This window comes from Flavobacterium profundi (assembly GCF_006491645.1).
GTDB classification, from domain to species: Bacteria; Bacteroidota; Bacteroidia; order Flavobacteriales; family Flavobacteriaceae; genus Flavobacterium; species Flavobacterium profundi.
The window spans coordinates 153,507-176,085 of record NZ_VDCZ01000003.1; the positions used below are offsets into that span (position 1 = coordinate 153,507).

Consider the following 22,579-nt stretch of genomic DNA (forward strand, 5'->3'; position numbering starts at 1 on the left):
GTTCTACTCTTTTATTATAATCTTTCTTCTATTTTATGGTTTTGTTACTTTCTCTTTCCAATATGAAATAATTATTAAATTAAAAAGATGCCTTATTTTCATAAGACATCTTTTTGTATGAAACCCTAACCCAAATTTATTTTAATTAAAATCGAAACGTACTCCTAAGGAAATATTATTTTGATCCACTGCATTATTTTTAAAAACAGGATTCAAATCATATTTTACATAAATACTAGTTTGACGGTATCCAATATAGGCACTTAAACCATATATATAATTAGACATATTAAAATCGCCTTTCTGTTTGTCTTTTATTTTAGTATCGTCTATTTCGTATTTTAAAATTTGTTTTGTTTTAATACGCACACCACCATAACCACCTACACCTAATCTAAGGGATTCATGCGTTCTAAAATAAGTATTACCTTCTTTATTGGTTTTTTTAGGAGTAAAATCAAATTCTAAATGTAAAGGCGCTACTAAATAAACATTTCGAATACGCGATTCATTAAAATCTACTGCTCCTGTTTGCAATTCGGTTTGTGCTCCGTTTTTTACAAAATACCTGTTTTCTGTTGGTCTTAAATTATTATACATCACTGAAAAACCATACTTAGTATGAAGTAAATTATTATTTTGAAAAATTCTTGTATTGTAGGTTAAACCCCATTCGTAAAAATGCGAACCCCAAACACGGAAATCTGAATTTTCAAAATCTTCTCCTTCTGTTATTAGATTATTCAATCCTCCAGCAAAGACAAACTGAGAGGTTGTTCTTTTTGATTTTCTTCTTATTTTTTCCTTTTCACCATTATAGATTTTAAAAGAACCTAAGTTTATTTCAGTAACATCGCTAATTGAATCGGAACTACTACCAATAATAATAGTTGTGCCACTTCTTTTTTTAACAGTATCATATTGAACCAATCCATTGATTTTATCTTGAATAAGTATTTCTAACTTTTGTTGTTCCAAACTTACTTTTTCCTCTATCGCTTTAGCAGATTCATCGGCTGCTTTTTGCTTCAGATTCATCGCTTCACTTTTGTTAATAATACCGTCTTCTAAGTTTTTATCAATTACATAGACTTGTTCTTTTAAAGCTTCTTTTTCAGCTTTTACAATAGAATCGATTCGTTTAGAAATTAGCTTTGCTCTTCCTTCAAAAGAGTTTTCTTGAGCCATTCCTTTCGAGATTAAAGTCAGCAAGAAGATTCCTGCATAAAAAATAATTTTTTGCATAACTGTTCGTTTTTTGATTAAATGATTATTTGATTGAGATGATTACTCTTCGTAATTTCTATTGGCCAGTGCCGATTTTACTTGTTTAAAATTTCTAGACAATTTATCTAAAGTCGTTTCTTTATGATTTTCATCTAACTCTTTTTCAACTGTAGTTAACAAGTTAGAAGTATTGACTCTTATTTTTGTTTGCGCTTCAGTATTCAAGGTTTCTTTTTTTTCCAGAGGTCTATTTTCAACTGCAGCTAACATCATTTCGCCAGTAACATATTTATTAGTAGTTTTCTTAATTGCTGTTGTTTCTTGGATTTTATTTTTAGCATCAACCTCAGCTACAGTAGTTACTTCTATTCTATTAGAGTTTATAGTACGATTATTATCCATTTGTTTTTTCACTTGCTTATGTAAAGGTACTTCAACCACCATATTCTTTTCTTGCACTATTTTATCTTGTTGTTTATGTTGTTCCAATGCATTATTATCTATAATCTCTTCATTATCAATATTATTCTCTTCTATAACCACATTATTTTTTGGTTGTATCGGAATTTCTAATGAATTATTAATATTGGCTTGGTATAACCAAAATCCCAAAGCAATAAAAAGCAAAACAGAAGCAGCGATTCCTATATATTTATATAGGCTAAAAACTTTTTTAGGTTCTTTTTTTTCAGCCAAAGAAAGCATCGCATCTAATCGATCCCAAGCTTGATCCGTTGGCTTGATTTCTCTTGAACCTAACTGCTCTCTAATTTTAGTATCTAATTTATTTGGTTCCATTGTCTTGTTGCTTTAATAGGTTAATTTGATTTTGAAGCATTTTTCTGGCATGCGACAATTGCGATTTTGAGGTTCCTTCACTTATATGAAGCATCTTAGCAATCTCATGATGCTTATAACCTTCGATAGCATATAAATTGAAAATCATTCGATACCCATCTGGTAAGCTATCAATTAACAATTGTATGTCATCTACTGAAAAAGTATCCATTTCAATACCACTTTCACTTTCAGATACAATTACAGTTTCAATTTCCTGATAATTAAAAATATTTTTTTTAACTCTAACAAAATCAATACACTCATGAACCATAATGCGTCTTATCCAACCTTCAAAGCTTCCTTTGTGTTCAAACTTATTTAAATTCGTAAAGACTTTCATAAAAGCAGTAATCATAACGTCCTCTGCATGGTGCACATCTTTTATATATTGTCTACAAACACCCAGCATTTTAGGAGAAAATTGAGTGTATAATTGATGTTGGGCTTGTCTATTATTTAAAATAGCTTGCTCTATCAATTGTTTTTCTTCTCTATGTAAGTGTATGACTTTCATTTTTAAAATTTAGAAATTAGAATTCAGAATTTAGAATTTATTTCTTTTTTATATAGACGAGATGGTTTTTAAAAAGGTTGTATCAAAATTAAAAAAATTAAACAAGCTTTGTTCATCCGTTCTAATACTAAAGACGAGGTGACTCGAAAAAAGGTTGCATGAGAGATTAAAATTCAACTAAAAAAATCCAAATTTCAACAAACCTTTTAATAACACACTCCATTTATAGAGACGAGATACATTTTAAAAAGGTTGTATGTATAGGTGACAATTTGTTAATGTGTCAATTTGATGATTTATAAAACTTAGTATCTATTGACAAATTGCCAAACTGATAAATCAAAAATTATATTTTACGTTCAATAACGTAATTAACCATTAATTCTAATGCTTCTTTATAAGAGGAAGCAGGGAAGTTTTGTAATAATGCTAAAGCTTCTTGTTGAAACTGTATCATTTTTTGTTCGGCATACACCAATCCGTTTTTATCTTTCACAAATTGAATGACTTCTTTCACTCTTTTTTTGTCTTTATTGTGATTTTTAACCGAATTAATTACCCAACTTTTTTCTTTTGGAGTACAATTATTCAAAGCATAAATTAGAGGCAATGTCATTTTTTGCTCTTTAATATCGATACCGGTAGGTTTACCAATAGCATCTTCTGTGTAATCGAACAAATCGTCTTTAATTTGAAAAGCCATTCCTATAAGCTCCCCAAATTTTCGCATTCTTTCCACAATTTCTTTATCTTCAGGAACAACAGAACACGCTCCTAATGAACAACAAGCAGCAATAAGAGTTGCTGTTTTTTGACGAATAATTTCATAATAAATGGCTTCTGTAATATCTAATCTTCTAGCCTTTTCAATTTGCAACAATTCTCCTTCACTCATCTCCCTTACGGCTACAGAGATAATTTTTAACAAATCGAAATCATTATTATCTATGGATAACAATAAACCTTTAGACAACAAATAATCACCAACCAAGACTGCAATTTTATTTTTCCAAAGCGCATTGATGGAAAAGAAACCGCGTCTTTTATTACTGTCATCAACTACATCATCATGTACTAAGGTTGCAGTATGAATTAATTCGATAACGGAAGCTCCTCGATAGGTACGTTCATTGACTTCATTGCTATTTGCCACCATTTTTGCAGTTAAAAAAACAAACATGGGTCGCATTTGTTTTCCTTTTCGGTTGACAATATAATGGGTAATTCTATTTAGCAAAGCTACTTTTGAAGACATTGATTCTCGAAACTTCTTTTCAAAAAGTTCCATTTCTTTAGCTATCGGTAGTTTTATTTGCTCTACTATTTTCATCGCGATAGCAAAAGTAATTAAAACATAATTTGTAACAAAGCAAAAAAAGATTTTATAGCCCAGATAGAAATGAAAAGTTTTTTACTGTAGCATAGCCTTTTTTTGTAGGCGTACAAAAGCGACCTTTGGAAGCTCTTTTTACGACTTACAAAAATGGTTATGCTGTAAAAAAATTGAAATGTATAGCTGGAAATAGCTTCTAAAAAAGAAAGACTAAAGCAAGTTCAGCATGACCATCTACTTTAGGATTTATTTGCCAATTGCCCGCAAGCCGCATCGATATCTTTACCTCTACTTCTTCTAACTTTTGCTACTATATTGTTTTTTTCCAATGCAGCAATATAAGCATCAATTACTTGAGGAGCTGCTTGTTGAAATTCGCCATCATCGATAGGATTGTATTCGATAAGGTTGACTTTACAAGGTACATATTTACAAAACTTTACTAAAGCGTCAATCGATTTTTTATCATCGTTAATACCTTTCCAAACCACATATTCATAGGTTACTTTGCTTTTAGTTTTTTTGTACCAATATTCCAAAGCTTCCCGCAATTCGTCTAACGGAAAACTTTTCGTAAAAGGCATAATACGATTTCGGGTTGCTTCGATAGCAGAATGTAACGAAACTGCTAGTTTAAATTTTACCTCATCATCTGCCATTTTTTTAATCATTTTGGAAACTCCTGAAGTAGAAACGGTAATTCGTTTCGGTGACATCCCTAATCCTTCGGGTGAAGTAATTCGATCTATGGCTTTCATGACATTAGGATAATTCATTAAGGGTTCTCCCATTCCCATGAAAACAATATTAGAAAGCGGTCGATCATAATACAAACGACTTTCATTATCAATAGCCGCAACTTGATCGTAAATTTCGCCTGGTTCTAAATTGCGCATTCTCTTTAAACGAGCCGTAGCACAAAAATTACAATCCAAACTACACCCAACCTGACTTGAAACACAAGCAGTAGTTCTGGTTTCTGTTGGGATTAAAACAGATTCTACAATTAAATTGTCGTGCAAACGAACGGCATTTTTAACAGTTCCGTCTTCACTGCGTTGCATGGTATCGACTTTGATATGATTGATAACAAAATTAGCTTCTAACATGGCACGTGTTTCTTTTGAAATATTTGTCATGTCTTCAAAAGTATGGGCGCGCTTTTGCCAAAGCCATTCGTATACCTGATTTCCTCTAAAAGCCTTATCTCCATTAGAAACAAAAAAATCTCTTAATTGTTCTTTGGTTAATGCTCTAATATCTTTCTTTGTCGTTTGCATGGTGCAAAAGTAATGAATTTAGTGTTTAAAAGTAAGTCCTCAAGCAATGTTTAGTTTTTCAAGAAAACGAAATTTTCGATTACCAAAACATCTAACGCGGTTTCTTTAAACAAATCAAATGCTTCTTTTGGGGTTTCTACAATAGGCATCCCTTTTTTATTGAAACTCGTATTTAAAACAACAGCAATTCCACTTAATTCATAAAATGCTTGTATTAAATTATAAAATTTAGGATTCCAAGAAGCTTCAACTGTTTGCACTCTTGCCGAACCGTCTTTATGAGTAACATTTTTTAAGTTTTTCAAATGTTCCTTTTTCGTTCTGTCTACTAAAATCATATACGGACTCTTTCTTCCAACTTCAAAATAATCTTGTACTTTTTCTTGTAAAACTGCTGGTGCAAAAGGACGAAAATCTTCTCTAAATTTAATAGTAGCATTGATATGGTTTTTCATGTTTTCTCTTCCTGGATGTGCCAAAATACTTCTTCTTCCTAATGCTCGAGGTCCAAACTCAGAACCCGATTGAAACCAGCCAATAGTTTTTCCGTGAAGCAATGCTTCTGCACTATACTGTAACAGTTCGGGCTCTTCAAAGAAGGCTATCATTTTCAATTCTGGTTTATATTCCTCATACGCATGTAGAATAGTTTCCTTTGAATAGTGCTTACCAAAACATGTACTAGAATTAGGTTGTTTTTTAGGTTGTTTTAAATAGGATAACCAGCCATAAAAAGCACAACCGAGCGCCAAACCATTATCGCTTGCAGCGGGTTCAAAATAAATAGATTGGGCAACATTACTATCTTCTAATTTTGCATTAGCAACAGCGTTTAAAGCCACGCCACCACTATAACATAAATTTTCATGTGGAAATTGCTTTGTTCGTAATTTTATACATTGCAAAACAGCTTTTTCTACTTGCTCTTGTGCCCATTTTGCTACATTGGCATAATACTCAAAATGCTCTTTAAAAAAAGTGTAGCCATTTGAAGGTGTGTCTAAAAAGGGTTTCCAATCTTCTTTTATAAATAAGCGGTCATTTATGAATTCAAAAACTTCATAATCATATACACCACTTTTACCGTAAGGTGCCAATCCCATCAATTTACCTACATCATCCATGTTTCCAAAAACATAATTACTAATTGTCGCGTAAAAACCTCCAATGGAATGTTTGGTTGTAGGTAAAGTTATTTCAGATGAAGAAAGATCTGACATCTCACTAAAATCTTTAAACAAAGGAATCATATTTTGACCGTCGAAATGATAAAAACTATCTTTTTCACATTGCATTTGTACGACATTAAAAACATCTGACGCTATACTTTCTTTTTGATTTTGATCTAATAGCAAATACTGCTCTAATGGACTTCCACAACCATCAATTACCATTACATTACAACTTGTAAAAGGAGAAGTTCCCACCGCACTGTATGCATGCGCTAAGTGATGTGAAATACTAATAAGCTTTGGTACCTCATTTCCCTTAAATAACCTTTCTCCTCTAAAAAAATCTCTAGGAGGAATTTCAAAATTTTCACATTGCACTATTAAATCCACATCAGATAACTGTATCCCTTCTGTTTCTAAACAATATTGGATTGCTGCTGTATCATTTCCTCCATCATGTTTGATTCTGGTAATTCTTTCTTTCTCAATGGCCACACATATTTGACCGTCTTTCAATAATACTGCCGAACCATTATGTGAAAGTCCCGTACCTAAAATATAAATAGGTTTTTTGTTCATTGTTATCTTTTGATAATTTACCGAAAACTACAAAAAATAATTTGATAACTTTGACTAAAATTTAAACTCAGCGTTATCATGCATTTTATTTCAGAAGAACTAGAGAATTATGTTGCCAATCATAGTCAGGACGAACCCGAATTATTAGCAAAGTTAAACCGAGAAACGTATCAGAAAATTTTACAACCAAGAATGCTAAGCGGACATTTTCAGGGTCGTGTTTTAAGTATGCTAGCTAAAATTATTCATCCAAAGCATGTTTTAGAAATTGGAACTTACACAGGTTACGCAACTTTATGTATGGCTGAAGGTTTAGCACAAAATGGAACTATAGACACCATAGATATTAATGAAGAGTTGGCTGATTTTCAAAAGAAATATTTTGATGCTTCAGAATGGAAAAATCAAATTTTTCAACATATTGGAAACGCTTTGGAGATTATCCCAACCTTAAACAAACAATTTGACTTGGTTTTTATTGATGCCGATAAAGAAAATTACATCCAATATTTTCATTTAATAGTTCCAATGATGCGCAAAGGAGGTATTATTTTATCGGATAATGTACTTTGGAGTGGAAAAGTAATTGAAACTTTGGATCCAAAAGATACGAGTACAAAAGTATTACTAGAATACAATGCTTTATTAAAAAACGATCCAAGAGTAGAAACTGTTTTATTACCCATTCGTGACGGATTAACAGTAAGCCGAGTAATTTAAGTTAGTCATTAATATAAGAAGGAAAATATTTTCTTAAGAAATAGACATACAGCTTATAGAAAGCAATCCCAGTTAGTAAACCATACGTATACCCAACTAGAATATCTAACGGGAAATGTAGCCCAAGATAGATTCTACTATAGGCAAACACCAAAGGAAACAAATAGATTACAAAAGCATATTTATAGTATTTTCTCAGGATTAAAAATAAAAAAGTCATGGATGCACAAGAACTAGAGGCATGTCCTGAGAAGAAACTAAGTGTATCACTATGCTTTACAATTCTTATAATTCCTTTAATCTCCAAATCATTACAAGGTCTCAAACGTTGAAAATAGTATTTAAAGAGATTGGTAGTTTGATCCGTAAAAGCAATTAAAAGTGCAATAAAAAGAAGTGCAATTCCTAAATTTTTCCAACCAATTTTACGCTGAAGAATAAATAGTAACAATAAAAAATAAGGTGTCCAATTGAACTGTTTGGTAATTATTAACCAAAAAGCATCATATTTATCAGAACCTAAACCATTAAGAAAAACAAATAATTCCTTATCTAAAGATACAATATGTTCCAGCATTAAAATTGTCTTTTTATAGGTCCTGAAAGATTTTCGATATCTTCTTTTACCTCTTGAATGGGCTTATTGATATCATCTACGATTTCAGATGACATATCTTTTAAAGGATTAATAGCACTAGATATATCTTCTTTAGCTCTTCTTATTTCTTCAGAAATACCACCAGTAAACGAATTCACATCAACACCCGTATGTTTTGCGCTATTATGAATTTCATTCTTAATTTCGTTAGTTGCATTTTTTAATTGTGCCATTGTTTTTCCTAAGAAGCGTGCCATTTGAGGAATCTCTTTTGACCCAAAAAGCATTAAAACGGCTACAAGCACAAATAAAAGCTCTGAAAATCCGATACCAAACATGTGTTATAAAATTATTTGAGACAAAGTTACAAAGAAAAAAATAACCTATGCCAAACTTTTATTTTTTGACATAGGTTTAACTATTTTTTACAGTCGTATTTTATTTATCTAATTCATCAAATTTTGAAGTAGCTGCTTCCGCTGGCCAAACATTATTTGTGGTATCAATATCTGCTGTTTCTAATTTTGGATCCAATTGTATTTTTACAATTTTCTTATCTGTTGCAAAAACACGTTTTGCAGTATCATTGTTTTTTCTCCAAATTTGAACTGGGAATTTTTGCATTTCAGTAGTTCCATCTTCAAAATGTAATTCTACAATAATTGGCATCATTAATCCTCCTGGTTTACTAAATTCTACTTCGTAAAAATATTTAGGAGTTGCTAGTTTTTGTTTCTCTTCTGCTGAATAATTTTTAGACACATATTCATCAAGAATTTGCACATCTTTTACTTCAAAAGATTTTTTCGTACTTGGATTAAATTCTTTGTGATTTTCGTCAATTAAATAAATAAAAGGTCCTGTATCTCTTAAAAATCTACCTCTTCTTGCTACAAAATCTTTCATTTCTTGAGTAGGTTCTAATGAAACATAATATTGTTTTACGTCATTAATTCCTAAATCTACATAATCTGTAGAATAAAACCAACCTCTCCAAAACCAATCTAAATCTACTGCAGAAGCATCTTCCATTGTTCTGAATAAATCTTCTGGAGTTGGATGTTTGAACATCCATCTTTGTGCATAGGTTTTAAATGCATGATCAAACAATTCTCTTCCCATAATGGTTTCACGAAGAATATTTAAACCTGTTGCTGGTTTACCATATGCATTGGAACCAAATTGGAAAATATTTTCAGAATTTGACATAATTGGCGCAATAAATTGTTGGTTTCCTTTCATATAAGGCACAATTTTAGCTGCTGGTCCTCTATCTGTTGGAAAATTAGGATCAAATTCTAATTCTGTTAAATATTCTAAGAACGTATTCAATCCTTCATCCATCCAAGTCCATTGTCTTTCATCAGAATTAACAATCATTGGAAAGAAATTATGTCCTACTTCATGAATAATAACACCTAACATTCCATATTTCACTCTGTCAGAATATTTTCCATCTTTATCCGGACGTCCAAAGTTCCAACAAATCATAGGATATTCCATTCCTTGGTCTTGAGCAGAAACCGAAACAGCTTTTGGATAAGGATAATCAAAAGTATGTTTTGAATACGTTTTTAAAGTTTGTGCTACAGCTCTTGTAGAATATTCTCCCCATAAAGGATTTGCTTCTTTTGGATAGATTGAAATTGCCATTGGTTTTTTCGTATCCAATTGTACAGACATTGCGTCTAGCATAAACTTCCTTGAAGTTGAAAAACCAAAGTCACGCACATTTTCTGCTTTAAACTTCCATGTTTTTTTAGCTTCAGAAAACCCTTTTTCAGCTCTTTCAGCTTCTTCTTGCGTTACAATAACAACAGGCTTATCAAAAGTATTTTCCGCTTGCGCCCATCTTTTCATTTGTTCCGCAGTATACACCTCTTTTCTGTTGGTATTCACTCCAGTTCCTTCCATAATATGATCTGCTGGAACTGTAATACTTACATCAAAGTTTCCAAAAGTAAGTGCAAATTCACCTCTTCCCCAAAATTGCATATTTTGCCAACCTTCCACATCGCTATAAACTGCCATTCTTGGATAAAATTGAGCAATTACATATAAACGATTCCCGTCTTCAAACTGTTCGTATCCTGAACGACCACCATCTACCTGATAATTATTGATATTGTACCACCATTTAATTGAAAAAGTAACTTTTTGTTTCGATTGTAAAGGCTTATCTAAATTAATACGCATCATGGTTTGGTTGATGGTATAACTGATATCTTTACCCGATTTATCTTTTACATATTCAATATGAAAACCACCTTGAAAAGGTTCTTCCATAAATCTTTTTGCAAATTTATCTGGAGCCAAAGCTGGATCCATACGTTGACTTTCTACTAAAGGCGTTTTGGAATCTGCGGCTCTAACATTTTGATCCAATTGAACCCATAGGTATTCTAGTGGTTCTGGAGCATTATTGTAATAGGTAATTGTTTCTGAACCGTATAACTTTTTATTTTTGTCATCTAGCTCAATATTCATTTTATAATCTGCTTGCTGTTGATAATAAGCAGGTCCTGGTGCTCCAGATGCTGTTCGAAACATATTTGGAGTAGCCATCAAGTCATACATTTGACGAAATTTATTTTCGTTATAATGACCTGGTTCTCTTTTTTTGTCCTCAGTTTTGTTATCTTGAGCTGTAGTACTTAAAACAGCTAAAAAAAGAAAAACAGAAGAAAATAAAATTCTTTTTTTCATGGTAGGCTAATTAATTTTAAAATTCTTGAAAGGCAGTAGTTTCTGAATTAGTTAATAAAAAACTACTCTTTTCATCATTAATATTTGTATGTACTAAATTTTGTTGTTCTCTGAACATTTCAGTAAGAACTGAATTTTCGATTCCGAAAGTAGTAATTTTTTCAGAAAAACTAACTTTTAAGTAACAAATTAACACATCATTATCAATTTCAGTTCCCAAAAATTGTAAATCGTAAGTTTTTTGATTAATACTTACTCTAATTTTTTCTTTAAGATAACTTTCAACGAGTTTAGTAGCCCCTTCAATTTGCCTGTTAGAACCCAAATAAATTTTCTTATTGTATTTTTTTTCAAGTACCTTGTTAAAATCATCAATAAAGATTCTTGAGGTAATCTCCACTCTTTTTTTAGAAGGCACATAATCGATTTGGGTAACAGATACATAAAACTTATGCACTCCAAAAGAAGACAATAAAACAAGAAAGAGAAAACTTAAAACGAGTATCTTATTATTTTTCATGTTGCAAAAGTATTGATTCTTCATTAGTTTCTTCATAAAATGAATTTGCTTTTTTTACTAAATGTTCGATTAGTTGTAACTCATTTTCTGGTTTCAAAAATTCTGCCAATTCTTGACTCGAAATTTCTGCATAAGCTAAAAAACGAGTAATATCATCTTTCTTTATCTTTAAATTAGATACAAAAAATTGATATGAAAAACGTTCTTTCATATGATCAGCAAAGGATTTAGCTTGAATATCATGCAATCTTCTTTCTGCCATTACGCGAGTTGCATTTTTTTTAGGATCATTTTTTATTCCAATCCATTTTCCAATTTGTTTCCCAATGGCTTTTAGATTGATTCCAGATCCATTAGGAGCAAAATGATCTGGTGAAGTCGTTATCTTTGTTCCTTTTGAAAAGCGTGCGTCTTCATAATAAACAACCTTACTTACATCTACTGGAGACAACTCATAGGTTTTTATTCTTCGGATATCTTCTTTTAAATTTCCAGTTAAACTAGCTGGTGTGATTATCACTTCATTTAACTCATTAATGTTTACATTCAATTGAATTTCTAATTCCTCAGCCAAAATATCACTCTCAGTTACTATATACTTTTTAGAAACAAAAGCAAGCCCTTGAAAAAACAAGGTATCAGAAACCCTAGCTTTTATTGAAAATTTTCCTTTAAAATCCGAAACCGCACCCACATTAGAAGAAATGTTAAAAACAGTTATATTTTCAACATCTAATGAATCCGATATTATTTTGCCGTTTACAACCTCTCTTTCTTTACTTTGAGAAAATATAAATTGTGTCACTATAATAAATGCTAGTAGTAGATTATTTCTTTTCATTATTTTCTTCTAATGCTTTTAATTTCAGATATTCATCTGCTAACTGACTTAAAATAAAAGTTGCCATAGTTTTATTGTCTCTTTTCATTTCTGCAGCAAAGGAAGCGTCTTCCACCACATAAAAAAGAAAACCTTCTACATAGTCTTCAGGAATATGTAAGGTATTTATCATATATTCTTTGGTAAAAATACTCGTGGTTTTTTCTTGTAGCATTTCTTTACCTTCAACAACTAGTTCTTTCTTAAGCATAGCAGTTCTTCCACTAATAGCATTAACCAAACCATCTACACTCATTCCTCCTACAGGAATCAATAAAGGACTATACCATTTAAAATCCCCTGCCGTTACTAACTTGCGTTCCGCAGGAGTATAGGTTCTTTGTCCTTTTGGGACAATTCCTAATGATTCCGCATTTATATTTTTATATTTTGTAAGTGTGATGCCTGCTAATTGGTTTTCATAAATTTCCATAGGAATAAAAACCAACTCTTTATTAAAATCCTGAGAAGTAACTACTCTTTGATATCCTTTCAAATGTACTGCACTAAACATAAGAGTATCATTCTCAGATGCGAGGATTTTAAAATAACCTCCTCTTTCAGATAAAACACCAATCTTTTTTGATACATTTATAATATGAATATCCTCTAGATAATTCGATTCAGACACAATTTTACCTTTAAAAATAGTATCATTTTGAGACCAAATTAAAATAGGAAATAAGAAAAGTAAGAAAAGTAGTTTTTTAATCATTTTTGAACTTTAAAAAGTATGATGTAAAAATAATGGATAGGGCTGCCAATTAAATACTAACAAGATTATAAACTTTTGTTAATTGAAAAATAGTAATTTTGAAAAAAAATGAATCATGAAAAATATTATTATAGCAAGTACTTCAACACTACACAACGGAAGTTACCTAGACTATTTATTACCTGAATTAAAACAGCATTTTAGTAAAGCAACGACTGTTTTATTTATTCCATATGCAAGACCAAGTGGCATTTCTCATGATTCTTATACTGAAAAAGTGAAAGAAGCTTTCGCTAAAATAAATAAAAGCATTATAGGAATTCATGAATTTCAAAATCCTATTGAAGCCATTGAGAATGCACAAGGAATTTTCACAGGAGGTGGTAACACTTTCGTTCTTGTGAATGAATTATACAGAAACAATGTTTTAGACGTATTAGAAAAGGTAATTAAATCTGGCACTCCTTACCTTGGAACAAGTGCGGGGAGCAATATTTGCGGCCTCACTATGAATACAACCAATGATATGCCAATAGTTTATCCTCCTAGTTTTCGAACTTTAGGATTAGTTCCTTTTAATATTAACCCTCATTATTTAGACCCAGATACCAATTCTACTCATATGGGAGAAACGAGAGAAACGAGAATCAATGAATTTCATTTTTTTAATCCACAACCTGTAATTGGACTTCGAGAAGGTAGTTGGCTAAAAGTAGCAGGCGATTCTATTCAATTAAAAGGGAGTTTAACAGCTCGAGTATTTCGTAAAAATCAAATTCCTGAAGAAGTACTTCCTGAAACGGAACTAAAAGATTTAAAATAAAAAACCTCAAACAATGTTTGAGGTTTTTTAGAGCGGAAGACGAGGCTCGAACTCGCGACAACCAGCTTGGAAGGCTGGAGCTCTACCAACTGAGCTACTTCCGCAATGATTCTTTTACAACTTTCATTAAAGTTTAGAGCGGAAGACGAGGCTCGAACTCGCGACAACCAGCTTGGAAGGCTGGAGCTCTACCAACTGAGCTACTTCCGCATAAAATTCAATCAATTCACAACTGATTTCCTTTTGTGGGTGCAAATATACTCTAATTTTTTTCTTAGTTGCAAATTTTTTTTAGAAAATTTCATACTTTATTTTCAGCAATAACAAACCCTCAGACACCTACCTATATAAAACCTTAATAATGAATATTTTATATTATAATTACTTTTTTAATAATTTCAATTCTAATGTTTTTATTACTAAAATTTAAATTTTGGCACACTTATAGCTATGTCATTAAGGAGGTTTTTAGGATACTTTCATCCAAGATTTAAAATAAATTTGTAAAACTGTAAAAAAGGAGTTTCTTTTTTATAATTATTCTAATTACACGATGAAATGTTTAAAATTATTGATAAAAACCAATATGTGTAGCAATACAGTCATAAAAAAAAACTGTATATTAGTTAAATAAAGTAGGAGTAAAAAATCACTATTTATAATGACACTTTAAATAAAATGTGTGTGTATTTTTGCACTGTATCATTTCAGATTATAGAATTAATATTTATTCCAATAAAATTGCAATTAAAATAGTTAGCGCTTTTATGATAAAATATGTACCCTTTATCTTTTTGTTTTCCCTTTTGATAGGTTGTAAAAACAACTCTAATGAAATTGCTATAGACGATAGTTTAATAAAAGACGCGACCACTCAAGAAGTTGTAAGACCATTATCAGTAGAAAACATTGAAAGTTTAGAAGATAGTATCAAAATTTACTATCAAAAACTAAACAATTATGAAATTTGGTATAGTCTAAAAAACAGAACCGAATTAATTAACGAAATTAAAAATTCTTACAAAGAAGGTTTAAATCCCGAAGATTATGACCTAAAAAACATTCTTGTTTTAGAAGAAAAAAGGAAAAAGCTAGAAGATGAAGAAGTAATACAATATGACATTCTTTTAACGAAATCTTTTGAAAAATTAGCATTACACTTATATAGAGGCAAATTAAATCCAAAAAAATTATATACCGATTGGGATTTAACTCCAAAAACCATAAGCCTTTCTCCCTATTTAGAAAAAGCAATTAAAAACAAAGCAGTAGCCGCTACATTTGAAGAATTAAAACCAAAACACTTCGTGTATGCTAAAATAAAAGAAAGTTTAGTCGTAATTGAACAGTTCCCTGAATATAACTTTGATAAAACAGACGTTAAAGATAAAATTCAATTACACGACACTATTAATGAAATCATTGCTATCAAAAAGAAATTGGCCTATTGGAACGATTACACCCGAAAAGACAGTATAACTACAGCAATTTATGACACAATCACCTATTTAGCTGTTAAGAAATTTCAATCAAGACATGGTCTAAAAGCAGATGGTGTAATTGGCAAAGGCACCATTCAAGCTTTAAATTACACAAAAGAAGAACGAAAACAGCAAATTATAGCCAATTTAGAAAGATGGAAATGGTTCCCAATTGATTTTGGTAAAGAATATCTTATGGTAAATCTTCCTAATTACAATATTGTTTACGTGAAAAAGAACGACACTATTGCTACTCACAATATTGTAGTGGGAACACCAAAAAGAAACACACCTGTATTGATTTCTAAGTTATCTAATTTGGTATTTAATCCAACATGGACAGTTCCTCCCACTATCATTAAAGAAGACCTAACTCCATCAGCAAAGAAAAATTTAGAATATTTCAAAAAAACCAGATTAACCATCTATGATTCTACAGGACAAGTAGTAACACCAGAAGAATGGAATTCTGACGCATCCAAATCCTATCGCTATGTTCAGGTTTCAGGATATAACAATTCCTTAGGGCTTGTTAAATTTAATTTCCCAAATAGACACACGGTTTATTTACATGACACCAATCATAGAGATTATTTTTCTAGAGAATATAGAGCTTTAAGCTCAGGGTGCGTTCGTGTTGAAAACCCGTTACTCTTAGCCGAAAAAATACTTTTCAATGAAGATGAAGGTTGGACAAGCGAAGAAATTGACAGTATTATAAACAAAAAAAACATTAAAACTGTTCCGATTAAGAACACCATTAATGTTTATTTATTGTATTGGACCAATTGGTTAAACAAAGACGGCTTACAATTTCGGGAAGATATTTATCATCTCGACAAGAAACTGTATGCTGCTTTACGAAACTAATTTGGATTTTATAATATAATTTCTTGAAGGATGATAGATAAATAAGCATGATTTATCTTTAATCAACTCAATTAATTCTTTTGAAATTTCATTTGGAACAGCTGGACATCCTTGACTTCTTCCTAAACGACCGTTTGCTTTAATAAAGTCTTCAGAAACATAATCAGCGCCGTGAACAACTACAGCACGATCTCTTGCATGATCATTAATCCCATATTCTAAACCATCTAAACGCAATGACAAACCATGCTTACCTACATAAGTTTCACCTGTAGTGTAAAAGCCTAAACTACTTTGGTATGATTCTGATTTGTTTGAAAAATCATTTGCAAATAATTCTCCAGAATTTCTTCCATGAGCAACCAATGAACGAAGAATGATTTCTTTAGTAGTCATATCAATTACCCACATTCTTTCTTCATTTGAGGACAAACTAAAATCTACAATTGTTAAAATTTCTTTTTCAATAATCCCTTGTTTTTTCAATTCATTATACCCTTCAAAAGCTTTTGAAAAGCTCTCATAGTTAGGCAATGATAATTCATTAGATTGAATTGAATTATAAAATGACTTGCATTTAGCTTCTAAAGAAACTTTCGCATTTGAAGCGACTAATTTTGGGTCAGTTGGATTATTTTTTATTTCTTTGCTAGTGCTTAGTGAATTAAAGCTTAAGCAAATAAAACTAAGGGCAAAAAGAGAAAATAATTTGTAATTCATTGTTGTTCTAATAGTTATTCGGTTGATTTGAGGTTCCAAATATATTTAAAATTTTTAACCAAACAAATTTTTTTATGCTTTTTGTCGAAAAAAAATGCATTTAGTCGATTTAATATCAAAAAGTTAAAGATTTTATAATTTGTTTCCCTCAAAAATGAATAATCCTAAATTTGTAAAAAAGATTTCATGCATAATAACTTCGTTTTCTGCCTTTTATTGTTCTTATTTTCAAATTATTTCTTTGGACAAGAAGTTTTAAACACAAAAAGTGTTAAAAAAATCACAAAAGCAGAAAAAAACACTTCCCTTATTTCAATTGATGGTCAACTTGATGAAGAAGAGTGGACAAAAGTTTTACCTGCAAAAGATTTTTATACTTTATCTCCAGACAATGGAAATCTAGAAAGTCCTGAACTACGAACCGAGGTTAAAGTACTTTATGACAATGATGCAGTCTATATTGGAGCAATTTTATATGATAATCATCCTGAAAAAATTTTAAAAGAAATAACTGAAAGAGATAATTTTGGAACTTCTGATTCTTTTGGAGTATTTATAAACGGTTACAACGATGGACAGCAAGACTTTCAATTTTATGTAACCGCTGCTAATGGTCAAGCCGATTGCAACTTTACATCACAAGATGGTGAAGATTATTCTTGGAATGCTATATGGTCTAGCAAAGCTAAAATAACCGATTTTGGTTGGGTAGTTGAAATAAAAATTCCGTATGCAGCTTTACGTTTTCCCAAAAAAACAGAACAAGTATGGGGAATTAATTTTTTTAGAGAAGTAAGAAGAACCCGTCAAAAATACACTTGGTCACCAGTTTATAATAACATAGGTGCTTTTTCACAACAAGCAGGTATTTTAAAAGGAATAGAAAATATAGAACCTCCTACTCGATTATTTTTAATTCCTTATACATCAGCTTATTACAATGCAAATAAAGAAGATTCTGAATTGACACTGAAAGGAGGTTTAGATATTAAATATGGTATTAATGACGCTTTTACGCTAGATGCTATTTTAATTCCAGATTTTGGTCAAACCAAATTTGACAATGTGGAATTAAACTTAGGACCATTTGAACAACAGTTTAATGAAAACAGACCTTTTTTCACAGAAGGAACCGATTTATTCAACAAAGGAAATCTACTCTACACAAGAAGAATTGGTGCATCACCTCAGTTTTATCCAGATTTGAATGACAACGAAGTCATTGAAGAATATCCAAAAACAACCAATTTACTCAATGCAATCAAAGTTTCTGGTCGTAATAATGATGGTTTAGGAATAGGTTTTCTAAATGCGATTACCGAAGAAACCAAAGTAGTTATAAAAGATAACGCTTCTGGAAATACTAGAGAAGCTATTGTTGCTCCGTTAACCAATTATAATGTTACCGTGTTTGACCAACGTTTCAATCAAAACTCTTCTGTAACTTTTATAAACACCAATGTTACTCGAAATGGCAGTTATAGAGATGCCAATGTAACTGGTTTGGTTTTTGATTTAAACACTCCAAAAAACACCTATAATTTATCTGGAAAAATAAACTTGAGTAATACCTTTGACATTGAAAACAAAAACGGAATTGAATCTACTCTTGCTTTAGGAGAAACTTCTGGAAATTATCGTTTTAGTATCGGTGGCGAATACCTTTCAAAAGATTTTGACAAAAACGATTTAGGAATTGTATTTCTTAATAACTATTATAGCTATTATGCCAACGCTTCTTATCGCATTTTAACACCAACTAAAACTTTTAATTCGTTTAATATTGGTTTATATACTTATATGGAACACAACAATGCAAGTAATGAAATACAAAACAATAATTTTAGCTTAGATGTAAACACCACTTCAAAAGACAATCATTATTTTGGTTTTGGTTACAGAATAAAACCTTTTGAACGTTATGATTATTATGAACCTAGGCACGAGGGAAGATACCTTATTTTACCTAGATTACAAAGCTACTGGGCTGGTTTTTCATCAAATTATAATTACAAATTTGCTTTCGACCTGCAGCTCTCTAATTTATTTTATGATCAAAGTGGTCGTTATGATTTAGATATATTTATCAGTCCGAGATACCGTTTTAGTGATAAATTTTCTTTAATTTACTCTATTAATCCTTACATTCAAAAAAATAACATCGGTTATATTGATTACTTAAGCGCTTCAGACGAAATTATTATAGCACAAAGAGATCGTCATACCATTAATAATGCACTAACTAGTAAATTTTCGATTAATAGTCGAATGAACTTCAATCTTTCCGTTAGACATTATTGGTCATTTGCTGAAAACAATACGATTTACGCACTTCAAGACAATGGAAGACTCCTAGAAAAAAATGATTACACTGAGAATAAAAATTCTAATTTTAGCACTTGGAATTTAGACTTATCTTATTCTTGGTGGTTTGCTCCTGGTAGTCAAGCCACAATTCTTTATCGAAATAATGCAGCGAATTCTTCTAATGCTATTGACAAAAATTTTAAAACTAATTTTGACCAACTCTTTACAGACAATTTAAATCATACTTTTTCCATTAGTATTCGTTATTTCATTGATTATAACCAAGCTAAAAACTGGATTAAAAAAAGCTAAAAATCCTTTAGAATTACTCAATCGTTTTCGCATTTTTATTGTGAAATTCAACTATCTTTTTTCTGTGCGAATTTGTCAAATAGCTATATTTGTAGAAACACATCCAAAATGAACAAGAAAGTAATTTTAATGATATTAGATGGTTGGGGAAAATCTCCTGACCCAAAAGTTTCAGCAATTGATAATGCACATACACCATTTATTGATAGTCTATATACAAAATACCCCAATGCACAATTAAGAACAGATGGCCTAAATGTAGGATTACCGGAAGGACAAATGGGTAATAGCGAAGTAGGTCATATGAACTTAGGTGCTGGAAGAATTGTATACCAAGATTTAGCAAAAATAAATTTGGCTGTAGCCAATAAAACCATGCATCAAGAAAAACCATTGACGGATGCATTTGAATATGCAAAGAAAAACAATAAAGCCGTTCATTTTTTAGGATTAGTCTCTGATGGCGGTGTTCACAGTCACACCTCTCATTTAAGAGGTTTAATTGATGTAGGACAAAGTTTAGGAGTTCAAGATATGTTTGTTCATGCTTTTACAGATGGTAGAGATGTAGATCCAAAATCTGGAGCGCAATATATTGAAAATCTTCAAAGTTATTTATCTCATACTAATGCGAAGTTAGCTTCTGTAATTGGAAGATATTATGCCATGGACCGAGACAAAAGATGGGAAAGAGTTAAACTTGCTTATGATTTAGTGGTAAATGGACAAGGTACTGCATCTAAAAATGCAACACAAAGTATCCTAAACAGTTACGAAAACAATATCACCGATGAATTTATTCAACCTATTGTAATGACGGACTCTAATGATCAACCCATTGCAACTATAAAGGAAGACGATGTTGTAATTTTCTTTAATTTTAGAACCGATAGAGGACGTGAATTAACAGAAGCATTATCGCAACAAGATTTTCATGAAGAAAACATGCACAAATTGAATTTGTATTATGTTACCATGACCAATTATGACGAAACGTATAAAAATGTACATGTGATTTATGACAAAGATAATATCACAGAAACCTTAGGAGAAGTTTTAGAAAAAGCGGGTAAAAAACAAATTCGTATAGCCGAGACTGAAAAATATCCACACGTAACTTTCTTCTTTTCTGGCGGTCGAGAAGAACCCTTTATAGGAGAAAGTCGTATTTTAAAAAACTCACCAAAAGTAGCTACTTACGATTTACAACCAGAAATGAGTGCTTACGAATTAAAAGACGCTTTAGTTCCTGAATTAAAAAACGGAGCAGTGGATTTTGTATGTCTTAATTTTGCGAATGGTGATATGGTTGGACACACTGGTGTAATGGAAGCAGCCATTAAAGCTTGTGAGGCTGTAGATGTTTGTGTAAAAGAAGTTGTAGAAACTGCTTTGGAAAATGGTTATACTACTTTACTTATTGCTGATCACGGGAATTGTGAAACCATGATTAATCCAGATGGCTCGCCTAATACAGCACACACTACGAATCCAGTACCGCTTATATTAATAGACAAAGAATTAAAAATCATTCATGATGGTGTGTTAGGCGATATTGCTCCAACGATTTTAGATTTGATGGGTATTCCACAGCCAAAAGCTATGAGTTGTAAATCGTTGTTGTAAATGAAAAAAACACTTGTATTAGTAACTTTTTTACTACTTCTTTTTAGTTGTTTTACATTATTTCAAAAAGTCTCTACAGAAAATTTTGTTACCTATAAAGTAAATCCAACTAAAGAAACGGTTTCTTTTTATTGGAAAAACGAGAACAATTTAAATTTTGGAAGTCTCGGTAGCTTAAAAAACTGGTTGGCATTAAAAGATAAAGAATTGATTTTTGCAACCAATGGAGGTATGTATACAAAAGAATTTTCACCTCAAGGTTTATTTATTGAAAATTATATCAAAAAGACACCATTAGACACTACTACAGGTAAAGGTAATTTTTATTTAAAGCCTAATGGTGTTTTTTATATTACGAAACTAAACAAAGCGTATATCTCTAAAACTGAAAACTTTGAATATTCAGAAAATATAAAGTATGCCACACAATCAGGCCCAATGCTTATAGCAAATGACAAAATACATAATGCTTTTACTAAAGGTTCGAAAAACCTAAACATTAGAAATGGCGTAGGCATATTAGATAATGGCGACATCATTTTTGTAATGTCAAAAAAAGAAATCAATTTTTATGATTTTGCAACTTATTTTAAAAATTTAGGATGTAAAAATGCCTTATATTTAGACGGTTTTGTATCTCGCACTTATTTTCCAAAAGAAAACTGGATACAAACTGATGGTAATTTTGGAGTTATAATTGGTGTTACAAAAAACAAATAAATTATGAAAAAAATTAGCTTATTCTTCCTTCTCCTAATTATCAACAGTTGTGCATTACATTCTAAAGGTGAAGACGGAAAACCTGGAACAAATGGAACAAATGAAAACAATGGAATAGATGGAGCAAACGGGAAAGATGGAAAAGCTACTCTTGGATTGAATTTGGCTAAAAAAGACAACCCAAAAGAAATTGTCGATGGAATTCTTGTTGGTAAAACCAAAAAAACTGACTTATTACAAGAACCTTTTAAGGAATGGTTTGAAAATGGTTTTACTGATTACCAACCTGATTCTGAAGCAATCAACTCCTTGAAAGAAATCAATATAAACTATACTATTACCATTTTTATGGGAACTTGGTGTGAAGATAGCCAGAATCAAGTACCCAAATTTTATAAAATTTTAAACAATATTCATTTTCCAGAAGACAAGGTAACATTAATTACCATGTTAAGAGATAAAACAACTCCTGAAACATTCGAAAAAGATTTAAACATAACAAATGTACCCACATTTATTTTCTTTGAAAACGGCAAGGAATTAAACAGAATTGTAGAATCTCCAGTTGAAAATTTAGAAAAAGACATGTTTACTATTCTATCCAAAAAGCCGTATCGTCATATTTACAGCGAATAA

At 31.1% G+C, this 22,579-nt stretch carries 20 protein-coding genes and 2 tRNA genes; 7 read left to right on the forward strand and 15 right to left on the reverse strand.

Going from position 1 to position 22,579, the window contains the following annotated elements:
• Positions 1-141: 141 nt before the first annotated feature.
• From FHG05_RS05840 to FHG05_RS05865, 6 genes are all read right to left on the reverse strand, one after another.
• A complete protein-coding gene (locus FHG05_RS05840) occupies positions 142-1,245 on the reverse strand; it encodes a hypothetical protein (RefSeq protein ID WP_140997081.1) in 1,104 nt (367 codons plus the stop codon).
• A 42-nt stretch (positions 1,246-1,287) separates the two neighbouring features.
• On the reverse strand, positions 1,288-2,025 hold the full coding sequence (locus FHG05_RS05845) for a hypothetical protein (RefSeq protein WP_140997082.1): 738 nt from the start codon (positions 2,023-2,025) through the stop codon (positions 1,288-1,290).
• Positions 2,012-2,581, reverse strand: a complete 570-nt coding sequence (locus FHG05_RS05850) for an RNA polymerase sigma factor (RefSeq protein ID WP_140997083.1) — start codon at positions 2,579-2,581, stop codon at positions 2,012-2,014. Before FHG05_RS05850 ends, FHG05_RS05845 begins: the two co-directional genes overlap by 14 nt.
• Positions 2,582-2,927: 346 nt before the next feature.
• A complete protein-coding gene (locus FHG05_RS05855) occupies positions 2,928-3,911 on the reverse strand; it encodes a polyprenyl synthetase family protein (RefSeq protein WP_140997084.1) in 984 nt (327 codons plus the stop codon).
• Between the two features lie 242 nt (positions 3,912-4,153).
• Complete coding sequence (gene rlmN / locus FHG05_RS05860) at positions 4,154-5,194, reverse strand: 23S rRNA (adenine(2503)-C(2))-methyltransferase RlmN (RefSeq protein ID WP_140997085.1); 1,041 nt, start codon at positions 5,192-5,194, stop codon at positions 4,154-4,156.
• A 50-nt stretch (positions 5,195-5,244) separates the two neighbouring features.
• Positions 5,245-6,945 carry a carbamoyltransferase family protein gene (locus FHG05_RS05865; RefSeq protein WP_140997086.1) on the reverse strand — a complete coding sequence of 567 codons (1,701 nt, stop codon included), beginning with the start codon at positions 6,943-6,945 and terminating at the stop codon, positions 5,245-5,247.
• 78 nt (positions 6,946-7,023) lie between these two features.
• Between FHG05_RS05865 and FHG05_RS05870 the strand changes: the two genes are divergently transcribed.
• Positions 7,024-7,665, forward strand: a complete 642-nt coding sequence (locus FHG05_RS05870; protein WP_140997087.1) for an O-methyltransferase — start codon at positions 7,024-7,026, stop codon at positions 7,663-7,665.
• Position 7,666: 1 nt separating this feature from the next.
• Here FHG05_RS05870 and FHG05_RS05875 read toward each other — a convergent pair whose 3' ends face one another.
• The 6 genes from FHG05_RS05875 to FHG05_RS05900 all read right to left on the reverse strand — a co-directional run bounded on the left by FHG05_RS05875 (position 7,667) and on the right by FHG05_RS05900 (position 13,084).
• Positions 7,667-8,242, reverse strand: coding sequence for a phosphatase PAP2 family protein (locus tag FHG05_RS05875; RefSeq protein WP_140997088.1), 576 nt, complete (start codon positions 8,240-8,242; stop codon positions 7,667-7,669).
• Positions 8,242-8,601 (reverse strand): twin-arginine translocase TatA/TatE family subunit, encoded by a 360-nt coding sequence (locus tag FHG05_RS05880; protein ID WP_140997089.1) that lies wholly within the window; start codon positions 8,599-8,601, stop codon positions 8,242-8,244. The genes FHG05_RS05875 and FHG05_RS05880 overlap by 1 nt, the downstream gene beginning before the upstream one ends.
• A gap of 100 nt (positions 8,602-8,701) precedes the next feature.
• The gene (locus tag FHG05_RS05885) at positions 8,702-10,969 is read right to left on the reverse strand and encodes a M1 family metallopeptidase (protein ID WP_140997090.1); all 2,268 of its coding nucleotides are present in this window, start codon (positions 10,967-10,969) and stop codon (positions 8,702-8,704) included.
• Positions 10,970-10,985: 16 nt separating this feature from the next.
• Positions 10,986-11,489 carry a DUF6702 family protein gene (locus tag FHG05_RS05890; RefSeq protein ID WP_140997091.1) on the reverse strand — a complete coding sequence of 168 codons (504 nt, stop codon included), beginning with the start codon at positions 11,487-11,489 and terminating at the stop codon, positions 10,986-10,988.
• Positions 11,479-12,330 carry a peptidase associated/transthyretin-like domain-containing protein gene (locus FHG05_RS05895; RefSeq protein WP_140997092.1) on the reverse strand — a complete coding sequence of 284 codons (852 nt, stop codon included), beginning with the start codon at positions 12,328-12,330 and terminating at the stop codon, positions 11,479-11,481. The genes FHG05_RS05890 and FHG05_RS05895 overlap by 11 nt, the downstream gene beginning before the upstream one ends.
• Positions 12,317-13,084 (reverse strand): hypothetical protein, encoded by a 768-nt coding sequence (locus FHG05_RS05900; protein ID WP_140997093.1) that lies wholly within the window; start codon positions 13,082-13,084, stop codon positions 12,317-12,319. The genes FHG05_RS05895 and FHG05_RS05900 overlap by 14 nt, the downstream gene beginning before the upstream one ends.
• 115 nt (positions 13,085-13,199) lie before the next feature.
• On the opposite strand from FHG05_RS05900, the gene pepE reads away from it, so the two are divergent.
• A complete protein-coding gene (gene pepE, locus FHG05_RS05905) occupies positions 13,200-13,907 on the forward strand; it encodes a dipeptidase PepE (RefSeq protein ID WP_140997094.1) in 708 nt (235 codons plus the stop codon).
• A 31-nt stretch (positions 13,908-13,938) separates the two neighbouring features.
• Here the strand turns inward: pepE and FHG05_RS05910 are convergent.
• Positions 13,939-14,011: transfer RNA gene (locus FHG05_RS05910), tRNA-Gly, on the reverse strand.
• 33 nt (positions 14,012-14,044) lie between these two features.
• Positions 14,045-14,117: transfer RNA gene (locus FHG05_RS05915), tRNA-Gly, on the reverse strand.
• A gap of 557 nt (positions 14,118-14,674) precedes the next feature.
• On the opposite strand from FHG05_RS05915, the gene FHG05_RS05920 reads away from it, so the two are divergent.
• On the forward strand, positions 14,675-16,258 hold the full coding sequence (locus FHG05_RS05920) for a L,D-transpeptidase family protein (RefSeq protein ID WP_140997095.1): 1,584 nt from the start codon (positions 14,675-14,677) through the stop codon (positions 16,256-16,258).
• Here FHG05_RS05920 and FHG05_RS05925 read toward each other — a convergent pair.
• Positions 16,247-16,978 (reverse strand): murein L,D-transpeptidase catalytic domain family protein, encoded by a 732-nt coding sequence (locus FHG05_RS05925; RefSeq protein ID WP_140997096.1) that lies wholly within the window; start codon positions 16,976-16,978, stop codon positions 16,247-16,249. The two genes, FHG05_RS05920 and FHG05_RS05925, sit on opposite strands and share 12 nt — an antisense overlap.
• A gap of 186 nt (positions 16,979-17,164) precedes the next feature.
• On the opposite strand from FHG05_RS05925, the gene FHG05_RS05930 reads away from it, so the two are divergent.
• The 4 genes from FHG05_RS05930 to FHG05_RS05945 all read left to right on the forward strand — a co-directional run bounded on the left by FHG05_RS05930 (position 17,165) and on the right by FHG05_RS05945 (position 22,579).
• Positions 17,165-19,597 (forward strand): DUF5916 domain-containing protein, encoded by a 2,433-nt coding sequence (locus FHG05_RS05930; RefSeq protein WP_140997097.1) that lies wholly within the window; start codon positions 17,165-17,167, stop codon positions 19,595-19,597.
• A gap of 108 nt (positions 19,598-19,705) precedes the next feature.
• Complete coding sequence (gene gpmI, locus FHG05_RS05935; protein ID WP_140997098.1) at positions 19,706-21,223, forward strand: 2,3-bisphosphoglycerate-independent phosphoglycerate mutase; 1,518 nt, start codon at positions 19,706-19,708, stop codon at positions 21,221-21,223.
• The gene (locus tag FHG05_RS05940) at positions 21,224-21,943 is read left to right on the forward strand and encodes a phosphodiester glycosidase family protein (RefSeq protein WP_140997099.1); all 720 of its coding nucleotides are present in this window, start codon (positions 21,224-21,226) and stop codon (positions 21,941-21,943) included.
• A gap of 3 nt (positions 21,944-21,946) precedes the next feature.
• Positions 21,947-22,579 carry a thioredoxin family protein gene (locus FHG05_RS05945; RefSeq protein ID WP_140997100.1) on the forward strand — a complete coding sequence of 211 codons (633 nt, stop codon included), beginning with the start codon at positions 21,947-21,949 and terminating at the stop codon, positions 22,577-22,579.